This is a genomic window from Paenibacillus sp. FSL P2-0121 (assembly GCF_037975345.1).
In the GTDB taxonomy this organism is placed as follows: Bacteria; Bacillota; Bacilli; order Paenibacillales; family Paenibacillaceae; genus Paenibacillus_AQ; species Paenibacillus_AQ odorifer.
In genome coordinates this window covers 5,066,299-5,085,748 of the sequence record NZ_CP150245.1, presented here as the reverse complement: position 1 = coordinate 5,085,748, position 19,450 = coordinate 5,066,299, and the positions used below count along the sequence as shown (strand labels likewise).

General features: G+C 42.2%; 17 protein-coding genes. 12 read left to right on the top strand and 5 right to left on the bottom strand.

The genetic code is table 11. The features are described from left to right. Nucleotides 1–22: 22 nt before the first annotated feature. Entirely contained in the window at nucleotides 23–1,213 is a 1,191-nt protein-coding gene (locus MKY54_RS22615) for a coenzyme F420-0:L-glutamate ligase (protein WP_076130227.1), read from the bottom strand. A gap of 147 nt (nucleotides 1,214–1,360) precedes the next feature. Between MKY54_RS22615 and MKY54_RS22610 the strand changes: the two genes are divergently transcribed. The 3 genes from MKY54_RS22610 to MKY54_RS22600 all read left to right on the top strand — a co-directional run bounded on the left by MKY54_RS22610 (nucleotide 1,361) and on the right by MKY54_RS22600 (nucleotide 4,162). Continuing rightward, the gene (locus MKY54_RS22610; protein WP_339188010.1) at nucleotides 1,361–2,557 is read left to right on the top strand and encodes a macrolide family glycosyltransferase; all 1,197 of its coding nucleotides are present in this window, start codon (nucleotides 1,361–1,363) and stop codon (nucleotides 2,555–2,557) included. Continuing rightward, the gene (locus MKY54_RS22605; protein WP_076130229.1) at nucleotides 2,554–3,501 is read left to right on the top strand and encodes a YafY family protein; all 948 of its coding nucleotides are present in this window, start codon (nucleotides 2,554–2,556) and stop codon (nucleotides 3,499–3,501) included. The genes MKY54_RS22610 and MKY54_RS22605 overlap by 4 nt, the downstream gene beginning before the upstream one ends. A gap of 67 nt (nucleotides 3,502–3,568) precedes the next feature. Continuing rightward, nucleotides 3,569–4,162 (top strand): DinB family protein, encoded by a 594-nt coding sequence (locus tag MKY54_RS22600; protein WP_076302727.1) that lies wholly within the window; start codon nucleotides 3,569–3,571, stop codon nucleotides 4,160–4,162. 40 nt (nucleotides 4,163–4,202) lie between these two features. Here the strand turns inward: MKY54_RS22600 and MKY54_RS22595 are convergent, their stop codons facing one another. Together MKY54_RS22595 and MKY54_RS22590 are read right to left on the bottom strand one after the other, a co-directional pair. Then, nucleotides 4,203–5,819: a response regulator gene (locus tag MKY54_RS22595; protein WP_076308959.1), complete on the bottom strand. Its 1,617-nt coding sequence runs from the start codon at nucleotides 5,817–5,819 to the stop codon at nucleotides 4,203–4,205. A 4-nt stretch (nucleotides 5,820–5,823) separates the two neighbouring features. Next, nucleotides 5,824–7,563: a sensor histidine kinase gene (locus MKY54_RS22590; RefSeq protein ID WP_076130231.1), complete on the bottom strand. Its 1,740-nt coding sequence runs from the start codon at nucleotides 7,561–7,563 to the stop codon at nucleotides 5,824–5,826. A gap of 347 nt (nucleotides 7,564–7,910) precedes the next feature. On the opposite strand from MKY54_RS22590, the gene MKY54_RS22585 reads away from it, so the two are divergent. The 4 genes from MKY54_RS22585 to gnpA all read left to right on the top strand — a co-directional run bounded on the left by MKY54_RS22585 (nucleotide 7,911) and on the right by gnpA (nucleotide 13,468). Continuing rightward, nucleotides 7,911–9,386, top strand: coding sequence for a carbohydrate ABC transporter substrate-binding protein (locus MKY54_RS22585; protein ID WP_339188007.1), 1,476 nt, complete (start codon nucleotides 7,911–7,913; stop codon nucleotides 9,384–9,386). Nucleotides 9,387–9,476: 90 nt separating this feature from the next. Then, the gene (locus MKY54_RS22580; RefSeq protein WP_244886367.1) at nucleotides 9,477–10,418 is read left to right on the top strand and encodes a sugar ABC transporter permease; all 942 of its coding nucleotides are present in this window, start codon (nucleotides 9,477–9,479) and stop codon (nucleotides 10,416–10,418) included. Nucleotides 10,419–10,427: 9 nt separating this feature from the next. After that, nucleotides 10,428–11,282, top strand: a complete 855-nt coding sequence (locus MKY54_RS22575; protein WP_339188005.1) for a carbohydrate ABC transporter permease — start codon at nucleotides 10,428–10,430, stop codon at nucleotides 11,280–11,282. 26 nt (nucleotides 11,283–11,308) lie between these two features. Beyond that, nucleotides 11,309–13,468, top strand: a complete 2,160-nt coding sequence (gene gnpA, locus MKY54_RS22570; protein ID WP_339188003.1) for a 1,3-beta-galactosyl-N-acetylhexosamine phosphorylase — start codon at nucleotides 11,309–11,311, stop codon at nucleotides 13,466–13,468. Between the two features lie 452 nt (nucleotides 13,469–13,920). Here the strand turns inward: gnpA and MKY54_RS22565 are convergent, their stop codons facing one another. After that, nucleotides 13,921–14,826 carry an AraC family transcriptional regulator gene (locus tag MKY54_RS22565; RefSeq protein WP_339188001.1) on the bottom strand — a complete coding sequence of 302 codons (906 nt, stop codon included), beginning with the start codon at nucleotides 14,824–14,826 and terminating at the stop codon, nucleotides 13,921–13,923. A 182-nt stretch (nucleotides 14,827–15,008) separates the two neighbouring features. Between MKY54_RS22565 and MKY54_RS22560 the strand changes: the two genes are divergently transcribed. Genes MKY54_RS22560 through MKY54_RS22550 form a run of 3 tightly spaced genes read left to right on the top strand, consistent with a single transcriptional unit; the run spans nucleotide 15,009 to nucleotide 17,936 of the window. Next, nucleotides 15,009–15,857 carry a sugar phosphate isomerase/epimerase family protein gene (locus MKY54_RS22560; RefSeq protein WP_076130236.1) on the top strand — a complete coding sequence of 283 codons (849 nt, stop codon included), beginning with the start codon at nucleotides 15,009–15,011 and terminating at the stop codon, nucleotides 15,855–15,857. 20 nt (nucleotides 15,858–15,877) lie between these two features. Continuing rightward, nucleotides 15,878–16,891 carry a Gfo/Idh/MocA family oxidoreductase gene (locus MKY54_RS22555; protein WP_339187998.1) on the top strand — a complete coding sequence of 338 codons (1,014 nt, stop codon included), beginning with the start codon at nucleotides 15,878–15,880 and terminating at the stop codon, nucleotides 16,889–16,891. 31 nt (nucleotides 16,892–16,922) lie between these two features. Next, the gene (locus MKY54_RS22550) at nucleotides 16,923–17,936 is read left to right on the top strand and encodes a Gfo/Idh/MocA family oxidoreductase (RefSeq protein WP_339187995.1); all 1,014 of its coding nucleotides are present in this window, start codon (nucleotides 16,923–16,925) and stop codon (nucleotides 17,934–17,936) included. A 77-nt stretch (nucleotides 17,937–18,013) separates the two neighbouring features. Here the strand turns inward: MKY54_RS22550 and MKY54_RS22545 are convergent, their stop codons facing one another. Further along, the gene (locus MKY54_RS22545) at nucleotides 18,014–18,223 is read right to left on the bottom strand and encodes a hypothetical protein (protein WP_036683023.1); all 210 of its coding nucleotides are present in this window, start codon (nucleotides 18,221–18,223) and stop codon (nucleotides 18,014–18,016) included. A gap of 205 nt (nucleotides 18,224–18,428) precedes the next feature. On the opposite strand from MKY54_RS22545, the gene MKY54_RS22540 reads away from it, so the two are divergent. Both MKY54_RS22540 and MKY54_RS22535 read left to right on the top strand, forming a co-directional pair. Continuing rightward, nucleotides 18,429–18,743, top strand: coding sequence for a hypothetical protein (locus tag MKY54_RS22540; RefSeq protein WP_076130239.1), 315 nt, complete (start codon nucleotides 18,429–18,431; stop codon nucleotides 18,741–18,743). A 118-nt stretch (nucleotides 18,744–18,861) separates the two neighbouring features. After that, nucleotides 18,862–19,395: a hypothetical protein gene (locus tag MKY54_RS22535; protein ID WP_076281365.1), complete on the top strand. Its 534-nt coding sequence runs from the start codon at nucleotides 18,862–18,864 to the stop codon at nucleotides 19,393–19,395. Nucleotides 19,396–19,450: the final 55 nt, after the last annotated feature.

Sequence of the window (19,450 nt, the reverse complement as noted above, 5' to 3'; positions counted from 1 at the left end):
GACTCCCTTTGTTGTACTACTCTTATTTTGTATAGTTATCGAAATAACCTTGGATATAAATCATTGGTGTTCCTTTATCGCCACTACCAGAAGTCAAATCAGATAATGATCCAATCAGGTCAGTTAATCTACGAGGTGTAGTCCCTTGGGCTTCCATCGCACCAACTAGATCATCATTTTTATTCTGGATGTATTTAGAAATGGCTTGTTTTAACTCTTCACCACGAAGATGAGAGAAGTTGTTATCGGCCAAGTATTTCAATTTTACTTCATTTGGTGTTCCATCAAGTCCGGCAGTGTAAGCAGGGGAGACAACTGGATCTGCGAGCTCCCAGATTTTTCCGACTGGATCTTTGAATGCTCCATCGCCATAAACCATAACTTCTACAGTTTTACCTGTAATTTCTTTGATTTTTGCTTGGATACCATCCACGATAGGCTGGCAGTTATTGGGAAATAGCTTAACACTTTCTTCTGTTGCTTTATTTGATCCTAGCAGACCATAAGCTTCGTTAAAGCCGCTGCCATCGATTGATTGTGTAAGAATATCATCCAAGCCAAATACTTTTTCAGCACCGTTGTTTGTGAGAATGCGTTTGGTTCTGAAGCGAGTGTGAATATCGCAAGTTAATACATTTTTTGTATAGTTTAAAATGGTTTTTGGGTTGTTGGAGAAGATGACTTCACAAGCCACACCTTCAGCTTCAATTAAACCTTTATAATATTCAATATAGTCAACCCCTGTGAATGGGTGCTTAATATAGCCGAAAAACTCACGGAACTGAGCTTCTGTTAATACATCTGTCCATGGATTGATACCTTTAGCATCTAGTTCGTCGATGTCTACAAGGTGGTTGCCTACTTCATCAGCTGGATAGCTTAACATTAGGACTACTTTTTGTGCCCCTTTGGCAATACCGCGTAAGCAGTTAGCAAACCGGTTACGGCTAAGGATTGGAAAAATGACCCCTACAGTTTCTTCGCCGAATTTCCCCTTTATATCAGCAGCAATATTGTCAATCGTTGCATAGTTTCCTTGTGCCCGAGCAACAATGGATTCAGTTACGGTCACAATGTCACGATCTTCGATCGAAAAACCCTCGACTGTTGCTGCATTCAATACCGTCTGAACTACGATTTCTTCAATGTTATCCCCATTGTTAATGATAGGTCCGCGAAGTCCACGTACAACTGTTCCAACTACTCTTTCCAATATGATCTCTCCTCTAATAAGGGTATACTCTATATTATTAAAATGGTTTTAAAGCCTATATTACTATACCCTTTTAGAGCGATATAAGTAAAATTAATGTTTATAATATCTAATATAAAAATGATTTATAGTTAAGGAGGATTACAATTGGCGCGTGTGTTATTTATTAATGGTGGATCAGAGGGACATATTAATCCCACGATTGGCGTTGTGGAAGAGCTTATTTCTCGTGGCGAAGAGGTAGTGTACTTTTGTATAGAAGCTTATAGAGAACGTATGGAGATGACGGGGGCTACAGTACGAACATTTGACGATCAGAAATTTATACAAGCTTTTATCTCAGGTGGAAGAAATTATGTACTCGAAAGAATCAACGGTCTTTTACTTACGGCAAATATAGTTATTCCAAGCGTTCTTGAACAGATCAAAGGGGAGCATTTTGATTACATCATCCATGATTCTATGTTTGGTTGTGGACGTTTGTTAGCTCAAATTCTTAGGCTTCCGGCCATTAGCTCCTGTACTTCTTTTGCGCAGACAAAAGCAGCATTCGATGAAATGTTAGAACAATTTTATACTACAGTTCCTGCAGAAGTAACTAATCCTATAAAGGATAAATTCCAAAGCTTGACGCAAATGGTGAAGGGCAAATATGATGTGGACATCGAATCCCCTTATGAAGTGTTTTGTAATCCTGCCCCACTTACTATCGTTTATACAACTAGGGAGTTTCAACCTGAGGGAGAAGCTTTCGACCCGTCTTATATCTTTGTAGGACCCTCCATCTCTTCACGATTAGCTCCAGAAAACTTCGACCTCATGGCAATTAAGGGGAAAAGTCCAATTTACATTTCACTCGGCACAGTTTTTAACCAAGCCATTGAATTCTATAAACTTTGTATTGAAGCATTGGGGAACACGGAGCACACTATTGTGATGTCAATTGGAGATAAAGTCCAAATCACTGATTTAGGGGGAATTCCGCAAAACTTTTTCGTGAAAAATTATGTTCCACAAACGGATATACTGCAATACACAAAGTTATTTATTACACATGGTGGAATGAACAGTATCAATGAAGGGCTTTATTACGGGGTTCCGCTAATTGTAATTCCACAAAGTGCGGATCAGCCAATAATTGCGGATCAAGTCGTCCATGTCGGAGCAGGCATTAAGTTACAAATGCAAAGTTTAACTGCAACTCAACTACGAGAAGCAGTAGATCATATATTAAGCGATTTATCTTATAAAAAAGCTGTCTCCAATATCAGTGAATCGTTTCGGAACTCGGGTGGGTATCGACGAGCTGTTGATGAGATTGTTCGGGGAGGGGGAGTCGTATGAACAAAATGGACCGGTTGTTAGCTATAGTGCTTGAACTGCAGCGTAACAAAATGTTGCGGGCGGAGGATTTGGCTGCTACGTTTGAAACGAGCGTAAGAACGATCTATCGGGATATTCAGGCACTGAGTGAAGCGGGCGTTTCCATTATAGGAGCGCCAGGACAGGGTTACTCCTTAATCGAGGGGTATTTCCTGCCACCCGTTAGTTTCACGCTGGACGAAGCAGTGACATTGCTTATCGGAACTGATTTTATCGAGCAGCGGTTTGATGCACACTATGGTAATAAGGCTAGAAGTTCTAAAGCAAAGATAGAAGCCATCCTGCCGGAAGCTATCCGCAGTGAAGCATCACAGATTCGCAAAAGTTTTCGTTTATTTGCATCCGCAGAAGATATAGCACCCATACAAGAGAAGGCATGTTTGGAAGCCATTCGTGGAGCGATATTGGAGGGAAGGAAAATAAGATTTCGTTATTCCAAAAGAATCGCCGAAGCCGATGGGAACCGTCAAAGTATTCGTACGGTTGCTCCTTATGGACTTGTGCTTCATCACGGGTCATGGGTACTCATCGCCTGGTGTGAATTGCGTCAAGACATCCGTCATTTCCGGTTATCCCGAATGAGGGAGCTTATTAATCTGGAAGATGAATTTATACTGCCAGCAGATTTTCATCTGGAGGTATACCAACCTCCTGATGATCGCAACGTTCATGTGCTTATCTTAGTCCAAGCTGACATAGCCGATAAGGTAAGGGAATCAAATAATTTCTATATGGAAACTATTGAGGAGCATGCGGAGGGGGTACTTGTTACTTTTCGCGTTCGCGAGCCAGGGGAATTGCTGCAATGGGTGCTTGGCTGGGGAGGCGGTATGGTTGTGCTGGAGCCCGAATCTTTCCGTGATCAGGTTAGAAATGAAATAGAAATAATGTTAAAACGCTACTGACATAACGCTGTCAGTAGCGTTTTTGTATACTTGGACCATCAATGACTACAGGAGCTGATATATGATGATTACAACAAAAGAAGTCTTACAACGATTTGAAGAAACTGCGACATACTATATTCAAGAATTGGAGCGATTCAATCTGGAGCAGTTGAAGCAAAAGCCGAGTGAAAACGCCTGGTCCATCGGACAGATGTTTCAGCATCTCATTAACTCGGCGCTGTATATGCAGCTTCGTAATATTAATCAATGCCTTGTGCTAGACCAAGATCCCTTAGTAGCTCATGTGGGGAAAACTGAGGATGGTGCGGCTATATTTGCGCAAGGAAGCTTTCCGCCCATTCGTATTCAGGTTCCGCCTTCCGCCCAATATACGCCGGAGCAGCCGGAGAGCAAAGAACAATTAATTCAAGGGTTACGTACAGTCATTCAAAGAATGAGAGAGATCGAACCCTCTCTTGAAAAAGCGTCCAAACAAAATACCGTATCTCACCCGCGATTCGGTGGACTATGCGCGGAGGAATGGTTCCTACTTATTGAAATGCACTATCGTCATCATCTACTGCAGCTGGAGCGGTTAAACAAAGAGTTGTTGTTTAATTCCATATTTGCACCTAAAGAAGGGTTCATCAATAACATTCAGGTTGTGAAAGGATCATAAAATCAGGAACCGCGTTCCAATAAAAAGAGTTTGAATGGTCTTAATTTTCTGAACCAAGCGTGGCCTGAACGTGATTCTTATACTCACTAGGATTAACACCAAAGTGTTTTTTGAATAACCGGGTGAAATAAAATTGATCGTGTATACCGATTTGCGTGGAAATTTCTTTAATGTATGGATTCCCTTTAAGTATTAATTCTGCAGCTTTTTCCATTTTCACAGTATTAATGTAGTGAATGATGCTTTGCCCCACTTCTTCTTTGAAGATTCTGGACAGATAGTTCTCACTTAAGTTGACATGCTTGGCAATCAGAGATAAGGTGAGCTTCTTCTGATAATGTGTGTTGATATAGTCAATCGCTTGTTTAACATCTCTATTGTGTGTAGTTACGATCTGTTGCTTTTGATGGGAGAATAGTTGGAACACAAGCTCCATTATAGATAGAACGTCAGTGGTACGTTTACTGCTGGCGATATTTTCTATATAGGTCTTCAAAAGCTTCGGATCCTCGACAATGAGATGAGCATCGCATAAGGGAAGATAATGCAGACAATTTACGATGAACTTTTTGGTTTCAGCAGGATTAATTTGCTTGGATTTACAGGTGTCGAGAAATTGCTGAGTTGCTTGATTAACGGCTTCAACCCCTGAAAGCTTCCAGTTCTGAATTAATTGCGTCGAGAAATCATGTACATCCTCGAAGTCCAGCGTATCCTTTAAATGGACATCCTTTGGATCTATAATCGTTATTTCGTTGTAAAATTGGATTTGCAAGGATTCTTTACATCGCTCTAGAGTTCGTTTTGCTTCAGCATATCCCCGTACAGGATCAGAAAAAACAATAGTAGGGGTGATAGAAATATACATTTTGATTAACCGAATGACCCTCTGGATAAAGTCTGTGCGGATAATTTGATGATCGTCTAAGGTATCACAGGAGATTAGAAGCAGCAGCCCATTAGATTCTAGCTGAATAATTTCTAACTGATCTACGGTCTCCAAGATATCCAAGATAATGTTTTCAATAAAGGATACGGAGATGTGATTTTGTCTTTCGTTTTGGGTGGCGTTATTCTGCTCAAAAGTCACGTAGAATAAATAACAGCTGCTTTCGCTGAAAGCGAAACTTATAGCATCATGCTGATCAAGCTGCTGCACATCGTAATAAGGATCGGTGAAATAATCTTTTAGCAGCGCATTTTTCACGCTTTTTAAATTGTGCTGTAATAACTGTGTTTGGGTCTCCTGCTGCTGCCTAGATTGAAGCTGCTCTTGAATTAGCTTCGTAGATTTCTCCAGCAAATGGATCAAATCCCCCGTTTTCATACTAATCTTCAGCATATAATCTATAGCCCCAAGCACTAAGGCTTCACGAACTAACTCATACTCCCCGTGGTTGCTCGCCACCAGAATTTTTCCTGCAAACCCTCTGTTATTCAGTTCTTTTATCAGCTGCAGACCATCCATATTAGGCATTTTGAGATCTGTAATGATGATATGGGGATTAAACTTGTCTACAAGTGTTAAGGCTTCAACTCCGTCAGAGGCAGTAGCACAGATCATGTATCCAAGCTCTTCCCATGGAATCATGGTTCTGAGCGCGACTTTAACAATAGGTTCGTCATCCACTAGCATTACATTATACATAGGATACATAGTATCACCCCTTAAGTTCGTATGTTTGTTTAGGGATAATTAGGCGGCAGCAGGTTCCATGACCCATTGAGCTTGTGATGAACAGCCCGTAACTCTCACCGTATTGAAGTTTAATGCGATCGGCCACATTTGAAATTCCGATACCCGACAGATTGTCAGCTTTTTCAGATTTGGTGGTGTCAAACCCTTTTCCGTTATCGATGATCTCAATAATAAGGGTGTATTCATTTTTTGCGTATACCTTAATTTGGATTAGAACTTTTCCTCCTATATCTGTAACTCCATGAAGAATCGCGTTCTCTGCGATCGGCTGCAGGATGAGCTTGGGGATCATGCTCTGTAATAAAGACTCATCCAAGTCATATTCAATGTCGAACCTGTCGGCATAACGTATTTTTTGAATGGCAAAATAATGATCCAGATTGTTCAGCTCCTGCTTGATGGTGATTTGCTCATCTTGATCGATAATGGTACTACGCAGCAATTCAGCTAGTGAGGAGATGCCGTCGCTAAGGACGGGAACCTGGTTAATCATCGCCAGCCATCGTAAGGAGTTAAGTGTATTAAAAAGAAAGTGAGGATTAATCTGCGATTGCAGCATTTGCAATTCGAGCGAACGTCTTCTTTTCAGATCTTTCTTTTGATCCTTCATCAGCTGTTCCATTCTACTGACCATGCTGTTAATTCTATTGGCCAACACGCCCATTTCATCGTTGCTGTGATCTTCGATCCGGCTCGATAGATCACCATAAAAAATTTGATTGCAGAAGACGATGATTTGTTTGATTGGTTTCAGGATGCTTTTATACAATACGATAATAATTAGAATACACACGACTACAATGATGCTGACAACAATAAGTAGTCCAGTGGTGATTTTACTTGTCTCTGAATTGATATAAGAGAAGGGCACGGTAGAAATCATGTACCAGCCTAATTGATTATTGTTAATATAGGAGATTTGCTGCATTTTGCCATTGACCATGCCTTGGAAGGAATGGTTTTTCTTTGCCTCTTGTGTCTTGATTTGCTTAAAAAGTTCATCTTTATAATAGGGTTCTCCTAGCGGAGTATCCTTTTGATTCGAGGACATTACTTTTCCCTCCCTATTCATAATAAGGAGACTGGAACCTGTACCTAAATCCACACTGGAAAGAATGACTTTTGAAAATAACTCCCCACCAATAAAAACAAACACATGACCTAAGGGAACGCCAATGTCATCTTGATCAAAAATTTTCCGGCCCAGGACAATGGTATTGTAAGCGCGATAGCTTTTTGCGTAGTTAAGACTGTCATAAGGGGCATTGAGCTCTACTTGTTTCATAATTTCTTCATACTTAGGATTGGGGATGCCATCGTAGCCTAATTCATAAATAGGTTGGTTCTTGGCGTCGATGACCCGAACGTTCTGGACATATCCGGGGTAGATGGTTCTATATAAATTGTCCATGGCATGATTAATGGCAGCATTGCTAGGAGCGGGTTCATTTGGTGCTGCCGATAAACGCTCCTGAATAATACTATTGGTAGAAACAGAGCCTGCAAGATATTGATAGTTGTTAAGTTCACTTAACATCGTTCGATTAAGCAGGGTTAAAGCCTGAAATGTGGATTTACTTAATTTATTGTTAATAGATTTGGAGTAAATGGTGTAGGAGTAGAAACCTATAAAGATGATTGGGATCACGGATACGATTAAGAAAATGACGGTTAAGCGATTTTGAATTTTAACCTTGCGCATGATTTGCGGAGGATTAGGAAAATGCAGCTTCCCTTTGCGTCGACTCAGGTGGATGACCTCCCATTCACTATCTTTTACTTACAAGTTAACATAAAAAGAACAATGGAATATATATGCAGCGGCGAAAAGTGAGAATAATCTATGGAATGGATAATATTATCCATTCCGTTAACGGCTAAGTTTACAGGTTATGTGATCCTGATGAATAAGCTTATACGAGCTCGCATTGGAAGATGGATAAGATAATACATAGGTAGGTTTGTATTGTAAATGTAAATATAGCGTAAATCCTTCTATACTTAAATTATTAAAAAAGCGTTTACAAGAATATCTTAAGGAGGGCGTTTATGAAAAAGACTATGAGTACATTATTAGCAGTGATGCTGCTAGGTGTGGGGTTGCTCGGCTGTGGGAACAGCAATAATAAACCTGCTGCCTCTAATGAATCAGATTCAACGAAAGCTGCGGGCACCGCGCAAGCTACAAGTACAACGAACGCCGGGAAGACTAAAGAAGAACCTGCTAAAGATTTTGATAACAAGGAACTTAGCATTGCTGTATTCCAAGGGGGATATGGTGCGGATTATTGGAATGAAATTGTCAGCAAATTCGAAAGTGCTTATCCAGGTGTGAAAGTGAACATGACGATTAATCCTAAAGTTGGTGAAGTAATCCGGCCGCAGATTGTTGCGGGTAATCCTCCCGACTTCCTATCCGTTACAGATACAGAGCAAAGTGGCATCGTGCTTTCATTGATTAAAGAAAAAGGACTGCTAGATATCAGCGATGTATTTGAAAGCAAAGCGCTTGAGAAAGAGGAGACGCTTAAGGATATGATTCTACCGGGGATGCTGGACAGTACAAGATTTCAGCCCTATCAAGATGGAAAGACGTACCTCGCACCTTTTAATGCTGGACCGATGGGCTTGATTTACAATAAAACACTGTTCACAGAAAAAGGCTGGAGTGTTCCTGAGACTTGGGAGGAGTTCTTTGCTTTAGGGGATGAGCTGAACAAAGAGGAGAACTATCTGGTTAATGCAGATGGAACCAAAACGAAGCGGGCTTTATTCACTTACCAAGGCATCTATCCGGATTATTTGGAGGAAATTCTCTACCCGGCCATTGCGAGTGCGGGGGGAAAAGAAACGCTGGATAAAGTCTTTGCTTATGAGGAAGGTTCATTTAAGAACGACACGATCAAAAAAGTACTGGATATTTTCTATAAAATCTCTAAAGACGGTTATCTGATGGACGGCACGGTTGCCTTGAACCATACACAGTCGCAGACCGATATGATGATGGGTAAAGCTTTGTTTATCGTAAACGGGAACTGGATGGAAAATGAAATGAAGGATTCACCTAGAGAAAATGGGTTTGAATTTGGGATGACAACAGTACCTGTGTTCAATAAAGGCGATCAGAAGTATGTGCTTTCCAGCTACGAGCAATTCTCCATCCCTGCTAAGGCCAAAAATCCTGAGCTCGCTAAGGAATTCTTAAAGTTCCTGTATACCGATGAGTCTGTAAAACTATTTGCGGAAAAAGCGAATGGGGCGTATGCGCTTAACGATGCGAAGGAGCTGTCTAAGCCATTTTTGACTAAAGGTGTCTATGACATGTTCGAGGCTTATAATGGTTCCATTTCTATTCTACAGGGCTGGCAATCGTTACCGAAGGGTTCCAAGGTTAGTGTAGTCACTGAAATGTTCAAGAATACGGTCACACCAGTGATGACAGGCCAAATGACCACAGATCAATGGATGGATAATGTGGAAAAAGCTTTTGCACAGATTCGTAAAGAGAAAGCGGCGAGTAAATAATCTATAGTATCTCATGCAAATGCATCCTGTTAGGAATGGATAAGGTTATCTATGAACGGGATGCATTTTGTATGAAGGGGAGTGAGAAAGATGTCTGAAATGCAGCTGGCAGAAGTAGCTCCTAGACAGAGGAAATCAAAGATTAGGACAGCGAAAACCAGAAATCCTAAGCTATTCATAGCGGTATGCACGATTCCAACGCTCCTGTTAACCCTCGTATTTATGATTATTCCAACCTTTCGGGCATTTTTTATGTCTTTTACGGATGCTACTGGGATGAGTGATGAGAACAAGTTTATCTTTTTGGATAACTATAAATATATGTTTCAAGATGAGATGTTCCTCAAAGCTCTGAGTAATACATTTAAACTGATGCTGGTCGTGCCAGTGATTACGTTGATTTTTGGGCTGGTGCTCGCTTTTCTATTAACGCAGACGAAGCTGAAGGAAAGAGGATTTTACCGAACCGTATTTTTCTTTCCTAGTATCATCTCTTTGACGGTAGTCGGAATTATCTGGTCCTTTGTGTTTCATCCCAATATGGGCATTTTGAATAATATTCTGGGGAGCATCGGATTAGATCAACTGAGCAGACCCTGGCTTGGAGATAGCCGAACAGCATTGTGGTGTGTAGCCGTTACACTGATCTGGCAAGCGGTTGGTTATTATATGGTCATGTACATCGCTGCGATTGATGGGATTTCTGCGGATGTGTTTGAATCGGCGACTATTGATGGTGCGGGATATTTCCGGAAGCTTACCAGTATTACGATCCCTCTGCTAAAAGATATTATTGGCATTACGTTTGTGTTGTCTCTGGCAGGTACGATCAATTTAAGTTTTATAGTTGTAACTGTAATGACTGGCGGTGGTCCGGCAGGTGGAACTACTGTTTTACTCCACTACATGTACACGCAGGCCTTCCAGAATGCGAACTTTGGTTATGCCATGGCTATAGCTATATTTACGCTGGTGTTCGCCTTTGTGCTTTCTTTTCTGTCCAGACTACTTACAAATCGAGCAGAAGGGTAGGGGAGAAGGATGACGAGCAATCAACAGAGTCTTCTAAAAATGAATATTGCCAACTGGATTACGCGGCTGTTTCTGATTGTAGCCACCATTGTTTTGTTATATCCGTTTGTATGGAATCTCTTAGCCTCATTTAAAAGCAATACAGAATTTCTGACCGACCCCTTCTCCTTTCCACAAGTCCTACACTTCGATAACTATGTACGTGCTTTTCAGAAATCCAAGATGGGGAGTTATTTCCTGAACTCTATCTTTCTTGTGGTGTTATCCACGGCGATTCTAGTTATTTTTGTGGTTCCTATGGCTTACGTCTTAACGAGATTTAAGTTTTGGGGCTCCAAACTAATCCTTAACCTTTATATGGCCTGTATTTTTCTGCAAGCCTCCTATATTATGGTTCCTTTATTTCTGCAGGTGAATTCGTTCGGGATGTTAGACAATCGCGGAATGCTCAGTTTAATCTATGCTGTTCTGCAGTTTCCCTTTGCCATCTTTGTATTAAGTGGATTTCTGAAGTCCGTCCCTAGAGATTATGAAGAGGCCGCTAAGATTGACGGTTGTGGCAACACGGGAGTGCTCGTCAGAATTATTGCACCGCTTGCTAAACCGGGCATTGTGACGGTCTGTATGCTGGCAGCGATGGGCTTTTGGAATGAGTATCCGCTGGCATTGGTCTTAATTCAAAGTGATAGCAAAAAAACATTGCCAGTAGGTTTAGCCAATCTTTTTGAGGTTCAACGTTATGCTACTGATTGGAGTGCACTTTTTGCCGCGCTGATCCTAGTGCTGATTCCAACGATTCTTTTATATGTGATAGGACAAAAGCAATTGCTCCAAGGAATAAGCGCAGGCGGAATTAAGGGCTGAACAACAAAGATATGGAGGGAAGTTACGTGGACAAAGGAAGATTTACACTGCCTGGTGAAACAGGGATGGAAGAGGTCATAGCCGATCTCGTCGAAAGATGGGGTGTAGATGCCGTACGTGACAGTGATGGCACGAATCTATCGCAGGACATTCTCGATATGGGTCTGCAAATTTATTCAACGCTTTGTCTTGTCCGTGAGGACAACGAGTGGGCGAAGCAGCATCCGCAATATAGACAGCAGATTTATCTGATGTCTGCTCCAGTAATAGTAACTTCAAAGGTGAAGGCCATCGATATTATGGCTGATTATTTTGCCGAGCAATTTATTCCTAACACAGATGTGGATATAAAAAAATATTGGCAGGTTGTAAACCGGACTACAGGAGAAGTATTACCTTCTGAATGTTGGAGTTACGCAGAGGGAATTGTCACACTTGAACAGGCGGTACAATTTCACAAGTATACGGTCAGTTTCTTGGCCTACCAGAAATGGGAGCCGGTCTCCATGTACAATCACATCACGAATGATTGGGATGAGGAGCATCGTTTACCGTTGGATGTTCGTTACCCCGAGGCTCAAGGGCATGTTTTGAAGGTGCTGGAGGATTGGCTGAAGAAACATCCCAAGACTGATATCGTACGTTTTACGACCTTCTTTTATAATTTTGATTTGATTTTTAACAAGGAAGGTAAGGAGAAACAGGTGAATTGGTTTGGCTATCTGAGTTGTGTAAGTCCACTTGCGTTAGAGCAATTCGAACAAGCTTATGGGTACCGATTGACTGCAGAAGATTTTGTGGATGAGGGGCGATATAACACACCATTTAAGAACCCGACCCAAAGATATCTGGACTGGATGGACTTCAATCAGAAATTCATCGCAGGTTATGCGAAACAATGTGTAGATATGGTGCATGATTTCGGGAAGAAAGCGATTATGTTCTTCGGGGATCACTGGGCTGGCACAGAGCCTTATGGCAAATATTTTCCGGAGATCGGGCTCGATGCAGTGGTAGGGGCAGCAGGAGATGGCGTTACAACGCGTATGATTGCGGATATACCTATTAAGGATACCGAGGCACGTTTCTATCCTTACTTCTTTCCAGATATCTTTTTTGAAGGGGGAGACCCTGTCGGAGAGTCCATGCCGATCTGGATCAAATGCCGGCGTGCGCTCATGCGTAAACCAGTTGGCAGGATGGGGTATGGCGGATATTTAAGTCTAGCGCATCAATTCCCGGATTTTATAGATCATGTGACAGAGATTGCGAAGCAGTTCAAAGGGATTCATGCCAATGCAGAAGGGACACAGCCTTTTAAAGCTCCTTTTAAAGTGGCGGTTCTGAATACTTGGGGCTCCCTTCGAAGCTGGCAGACACATCAAGTGGCTCATTCATTATGGAATCAAAGATGTTACTCCTACATAGGGGCATTAGAGTCATTGGCGGGCTTGCCGTTCGACATTGAGTTTATAAGCTTTGATGACATCAGGTTAAGTGGGATTGATCCTAGTATCGGTGTGATTATTAACGCGGGTGATTTACACACCTCTTGGAGCGGTGGAGATCAATGGAGCGATCCGCAAGTTGTGGCAACACTTCGTGAGTGGGTGGAGCAAGGGGGCGGTTTTATTGGGGTTGGTGATCCATCAGCTTATGAACATCAAGGGGTTCTTTTTCAACTAGCGGATATTCTAGGTGTTCAGAAGGAAATTGGATTTACAGCAAGCATCAATAAGCCCAAGGTAACGCCTGTGCAGGGTCATTTCATAACGGAAGATCTGGAAGGTGAGATTAATTATGGTGAAGGGATGACCATGATTTATCAAGCGGAGGCCGGAGCAGAAATATTGGACGTGCATCAAGGCAGCTGCAATCTTGCCGTGAACTCATTTGGTCAGGGGCGGGGCGTTTATATCGCGGGGCTTCCCTATAGTATTCAGAATACCAGACTACTCAGCCGAGCGATCTTTTGGGCCGCACATCAAGAGGAGAAATTGTATTCATGGTTCTCAGTGAATCCGAATGTTGAATGTCACGCGTATCCTGAGACGGGTCGATATTGTGCCGTAAATAACACTTCCGAGATCCAAAAGACGACGATCCTGATGGATAACGCCGTGATCCAAGAAATAGAGTTGGGTGGGATGGAAAGTGTGTGGTTTCAATTTGAGATCACACATTAAGAGTCAGCCGTAACTACGGCGAATAATTAGACTTCCGGCTGCTGTTATCTCCAACTTTCCTGAATTGTACTGCTTCGATAGAGTGATTGGGGAATTTCTCCCTGAAATTCCGGGATATTTGGTCATCAGACTAATAATCAGGGAAAACCTCCCCAAAGTTTAGCTGATTCGTTAGCAATTATAGTTATTCCTCTTATTATTAGGGAGGAATTCCCTGATTTCGTTCATTTAGAGCGAATATTGGCTGTTTTCAGGGAGTTTTTCCCTAATTAGTTTTAGAGCCGTCCCCGCATACTGCATTAACGCAGAAAACACGAACGTTCGCCGCCTCCTTCTTCGATTTTTCAGGGAAGGGGGCTTTTGCCTTTTTGAATCATAAGGAAGAATCCATCACCCTCAATGTTTTTGGGAGTTTTTCTTACTTGGACTGAGATATCTTGAGTTTTCCGTATCTAGAGTATCCGGGACATTTTGCGATAAGCCCGCGGAGAAATTCCCTCATTCGCAGTAAATACCCTGCTGAAATAATGGATATCAGGATAACCAACCTTATCCCCGACCTGTTCAATCGGCCAATCCGTTTCGCGCAGCAGCTTGCGTGCTTCTCGATGCCGGATGGAACGGAGATATTCACCAGGAGGCATGCCAGCCACCTCACGAAATAACTTGGAGAAATGGTCTTCATGCATATTCATGGCACCAGCCATGGATTTATTGCTCCAGCGGTCTGCTAGCTTTGAATCTATCTCATCGATTAAAGCTCTGATCCGCCCGGTATGAACGGAAGATTTGGCTGTATTCCGGGAGCTTTGTGTTCGGAGCAGCGAGGTTAGAACGCCGAGCAGTAACCCCCGACAGACCCATTCATAACCGGCAGGCCGCATCGTAAATTCATGCACGAGCTGTTCCATCGCATGGATACATTCGGGTGGCGGGGTATAAATGGGCTCCTGTGACAATGGCATAAAAGGAGCGGTCACAGCTTCCAAGGCAAACTTCTCGTCCATAACCTCCTCCTCATTGACCAGCATGTCTTCATCGCTTGTAATAATCGATTCCCCAAAAAAATCAAAATGGATCCCAATGAGTTTGGTTTCCGAATCTGAGACAATCGCATTTTGATGATATACCCCGGAAGAAAGAAATATCAGTTGTCCTGAATTCAGGATATATTCCTCCGTATCCATCTTTGTTGATAATTTCCCCTGGCGAACGTATAGCAGCTCGAAATCATACAATCTTCTTCTTGGAAAGAGGCAAGGTGAGAGGGTTTGGAATTGTGCGTAGTGAATGCCAGGTGACCACTCCCGGGAGGGGACCTGTTTTCTCAGGGGATAACGGGGTTCTTTTTCAGCCACGAATAAACCTCCCATACAGTATAAAATGAATTTTTAAATAGACCGGAATCGTGCAACAAATCTCTTGTTCACCTAAATAAATTCAACTCACAATCTATTATAATATAAATAAATCAAGGATATAAGCGCACTTAGGGAAAAATCTTAAAAAACGGAAAATAACAAATTTGAGGAGGATTCAGATGAAAAAGGGAATAAACATTTGGTCGTTTCGCGAAGGTACTGAGATCGAAGAATGTGCACGTCTGGCTAAAGCGGCAGGTTTCGACGGAATTGAGTTATCTTTGAATGAATCGGGTGAACTTGGCTTGCAAACCACTGAGAAAGAAGCTATTAAGATCAAAAATTCCATTCAGGAGATGGGGTTAGAAATTGCAGGACTGGCGACAGGACTATATTGGTCATATGCCATGACAAGTGAATCCGCGGCGAACCGGACGAAGGCTATCGATGTATGTAAAAAACAATTGGAGCTGGCAGCAACACTTGGCGTAGATACGATTCTTGTCATTCCTGGTGCGGTTGGTGTGGATTTTATTGAGGGCTGTGAAATAGTCGATTATGAAAAAGCTTATGATCGAGCCTTGAAGGCGATCAGTGATCTAGCTCAGGATGCAAAAATGGCGGGTGTTTCTATTGGGATTGAAAATGTGTGGAATAAATTCCTGCTGTCTCCGCTCGAATTACGTTCTTTTATAGATGCTGTAGGCTCCAATTATGTAGGTTCCTATCTGGATGTAGGGAATATCGTTCATTCTGGTTATCCAGAGCAGTGGATACGGATTCTAGGCCATAGAATCAAGAAGGTGCATTTCAAAGATTACCGCCGGGCAGCCGGAGGACTTCATGGATTTGTTGATCTACTTGCTGGGGATGTGGATTATCCTGCTGTTATGGAAGCACTGCAAGAGATCGGCTACAGCAATTATGTTACTGGAGAAATGATACCGCCATATACGCATTATTCGGAGCAAATCATTTTTAATACTTCTGCAGCGATGGATGCTATTTTAGGACGCACTAGTTACTAAGTTTAAGAGAGGTGAAGGCTGTGCTCAGAGTGGGGCTGGTGGGTTTTGGATTTATGGGCCGAATGAACTTTGATCAGTATGTTCAATTGCAGGAAGACGGCCATCCGATTTCTCTGGTTGCCATTTGTGACCCGCAGATTAAAGTCCTTAAGCATACTAAATCCGCGGGGAATATGAACACGGCCCACGAGGTATATGATTTATCCCCTTACAGCCTTTATGAGAATTTGGAGCATATGCTCGAAAAAGAAGAACTAGATGCTATTAGCCTTGCAGTACCTACGTACTTGCATGCTGAAATGGCTTGTTCGCTGCTGGAACGAGGGTATCATGTGTTCTGTGAAAAGCCGATGGCGAGACATTCCGCAGAAGCTTGGAAGATGGTAGCGGCGGCGCAAAGCAGCGGAAAAAAATTGCTGATTGGTCATTGTCTTCGCTTCTGGCCGGGATATGAATATTTGAAGGGGGTTATAGCTAGCGGTGAGTTCGGTGAAGTGACAGAGGCTTATTTTTACCGGGGTTCCGGTGCTCCTAAAGGGTGGTTGGTCAATGATGAGCTAAGTGGCGGCTGTATGCTGGATATGCATGTACACGATACGGACATCATCCATCACTTGTTTGGGAAACCAGATAAAGTATCAACGCTTGGGCGGAAGGTTTTACCGGGAAGTGGCTATGATATCGTCTCCACTCATTATTTTTATCAGGATGGAAAAGTGGTCAATGCCCAAGCGGACTGGACACTGGAAGGCGACTTTGGTTTTTACATGGGCTATCGGATTAATTTTGAACGGGGAAATGTAGTCTTTGATGGCGCGGAAGTTAAGGTAAATCCTAATCGTCAACCGGGGTTCATTGCGAAGCTTTCTTCGCATACCGGATATTACAGAGAGTTGGTATATTTCTTGAAAATCATCCAGAACGATGAGCCAGTGACCCTATGTATGCCCGAAAGTGCTGCCCAGTCCATAGAAATCATTGAGGCTGAAATCCAATCGGCTGATCAAGAAGGGGCCTGGATACGGATACGTTAAGTACCATACTTTTAGTAAAGGAGACTTCACGATGTTGAAAATAGGCTTGATCGGCTTTGGATTTATGGGCCGGATGCATTTTGATAATTATGTGCGCTTAACGAAAGAGGGGCAGCCCATTGCCCTTAAAGCCATCTGTGATTTGCGAATTGAGGAATTAAAGGATGGAAAAGCAGCCGGGAATATGAGCACTGCCCAGGAAGTCTATGATTTGTCAGCTTACAATCTATACGATGATCTGGAGAAAATGATAGCCAGTGAGGAACTGGATATGATCGACATTGCGGTTCCTACTTATCTGCATGCGGAAATGACTTGTTCGCTGCTGGAGCGTGGATATCATGTTTTTTGTGAGAAACCGATGGCCAGAACTTCCGTACAAGCGCTGGAAATGGTGGAAACGGCAGCCCGCTGTGGGAAAAAACTGATGATCGGACATTGTCTCCGTTTTTGGCCGGGGTATGAATATTTAAAAGAAGTGATAGAGAGCGGGCAGTTCGGTCAGGTCACGGAAGGGTATTTTTACAGGGGATCTGGTGCTCCTAAGGATTGGTTTCTTGATGAGACACTAAGCGGTGGAGGCATTATGGATATGCATATTCACGATACGGATATGATTAACTATCTGTTCGGCAGACCGGATAAAGTATCATCCTTAGGACGTAATGTCCTTCCGGGTAGCGGATATGATATCGCATCGACTCACTATTTTTATAAGGATGCAAAAGTAATTAATGCTCAGGTGGATTGGACGCTGGAAGGTGATTTTGGTTTTTACATGGGGTACCGGGTTAATTTTGAACGTGGAAATATAGTGTTTGATGGCAGCGAGGTCAAGGTCAATCCGAATGACGGGGCAGGCTATTTAGCGGAACTTTCACCGGATGTTGGCTACTATAGAGAGCTTATATATTTTCTGGATGTTATTATCCAGGATAAGCCTAGCATTATTTGTACGCCAGAGAGTACAGCGGAGTCTTTAAGAATCGTGGAAGCAGAAATGAAGTCAGCGGATGCTGAAGGCGAATGGATTGTGCTAGATTAGTTGTGTGTAGAGTGAATAAGGACGTGAGCTGGAAGAGGATCATTCACAATGACCTTTTTCCAGTTCACGTCCTTTTGTCATCGCTGAAATTTGGTGTTGTCTCTTGCATAATGGGATACTGATCCGTCATATCTTCTCAGCCGTACTTGTTCGTCAGAGAACAGTTCAACAATTCCTGAAGCAACCTCTGAATACATTCCATCAGGATCAAGCTGTAGCGCAGAAATATAGGTTTGGGATAAGGCAGCTATAAAAAAATCAATATTTTTCACTAATGTTTGTGGCATGTTATTCCCTCCGGTGACATCTTGTACATGATGATATATTAAACCATAGGAGTTATTTTACCATGATTTATCGTTGAGTTTTAGGAAGAATTCTTTGGTAAAAGTCGAAAATATGAGAAATTTGGTTGAAATTGTATTTAAGATCGTCTTTAATGAAACGAAGAGGGTAATTTTACCACTCTAAATAAATTAAGGGGATTACATAATGAAAGACTATGAAGTGCTGGAAATTAACAAAAAGAGTTTTTTTAAAACAACTATCTATTTTATGATCATTCCTACACTGCTATTGTTTATAGTAGGTTTAGGGATGGTGGTGGTCGGGCTTATCATTAAAGAGACGTTTATTGTTGTTATGGGTATCCCTTATTTGATTATGCCGGTTATTTTGATACTCATTTATGGATTGGTGGGTATGCTGGTAGCGCTGGTATATAACAAGCTGGCGAAGAGATTCGGAGGACTAGAACTGAAAATAGTGGAGAAAACCCCTCCGGTTGAAGCAAACTATTTACCATAACCCAAAGTTATTAAAGGGCAGGTATTGCGATGATTTCGCTACCTGTCCTTTTTTATTTTTAATTTGAAAAGAAACCGGGGAATGGATATGATTTGGATAATGAAAGGATGATTGCCAGATGACAGAACCGACACAAAGAGCCAAGGAGCTGTACATTCAGTTTTTGGGTCATTTTTTAAATATGCATAAAGCAGGAGTACTTAAGGAGTACAAGAGTTTTGAAATTCCAAGAGAAGTGGAGCTGGAATGGCTGCAGGAATGGGCTACGGAGCACGTCAAGCAGTTGTCGATACGGGACTGGGATGCGATTACGATACTGGAATCCATCTCGCGGAATTATCAGGATAGCTGGATTGTGGAAAAAGTGGCTTCTTTTGCTTCGCGGAATATTATGAGCGCTGATAGTTTGGTTAGACTGATTTATGCGGAAAAAATGCTTGAAATCATTCGTTCTCATAACCAAGTGATCACAAAAGAACTGTTATTTCAAGGCTGTAAGGTTGCTGTGCAAATTCTCGAGGATGTAATCTCACAGCCGCTGGTCATTGATCCTGGACACGAACTTAAAGAACATAACCTTAAAGATAAACGCGCGTTAAACAGTCGAGCCCAACAAGGGATTGAAGAGGTAAAGGTACTTATTAATTCTTAGCTGCCAAAGTTGACATACTGTTGTCAAATTGGGTGTGCTACGATTTCATGACAGA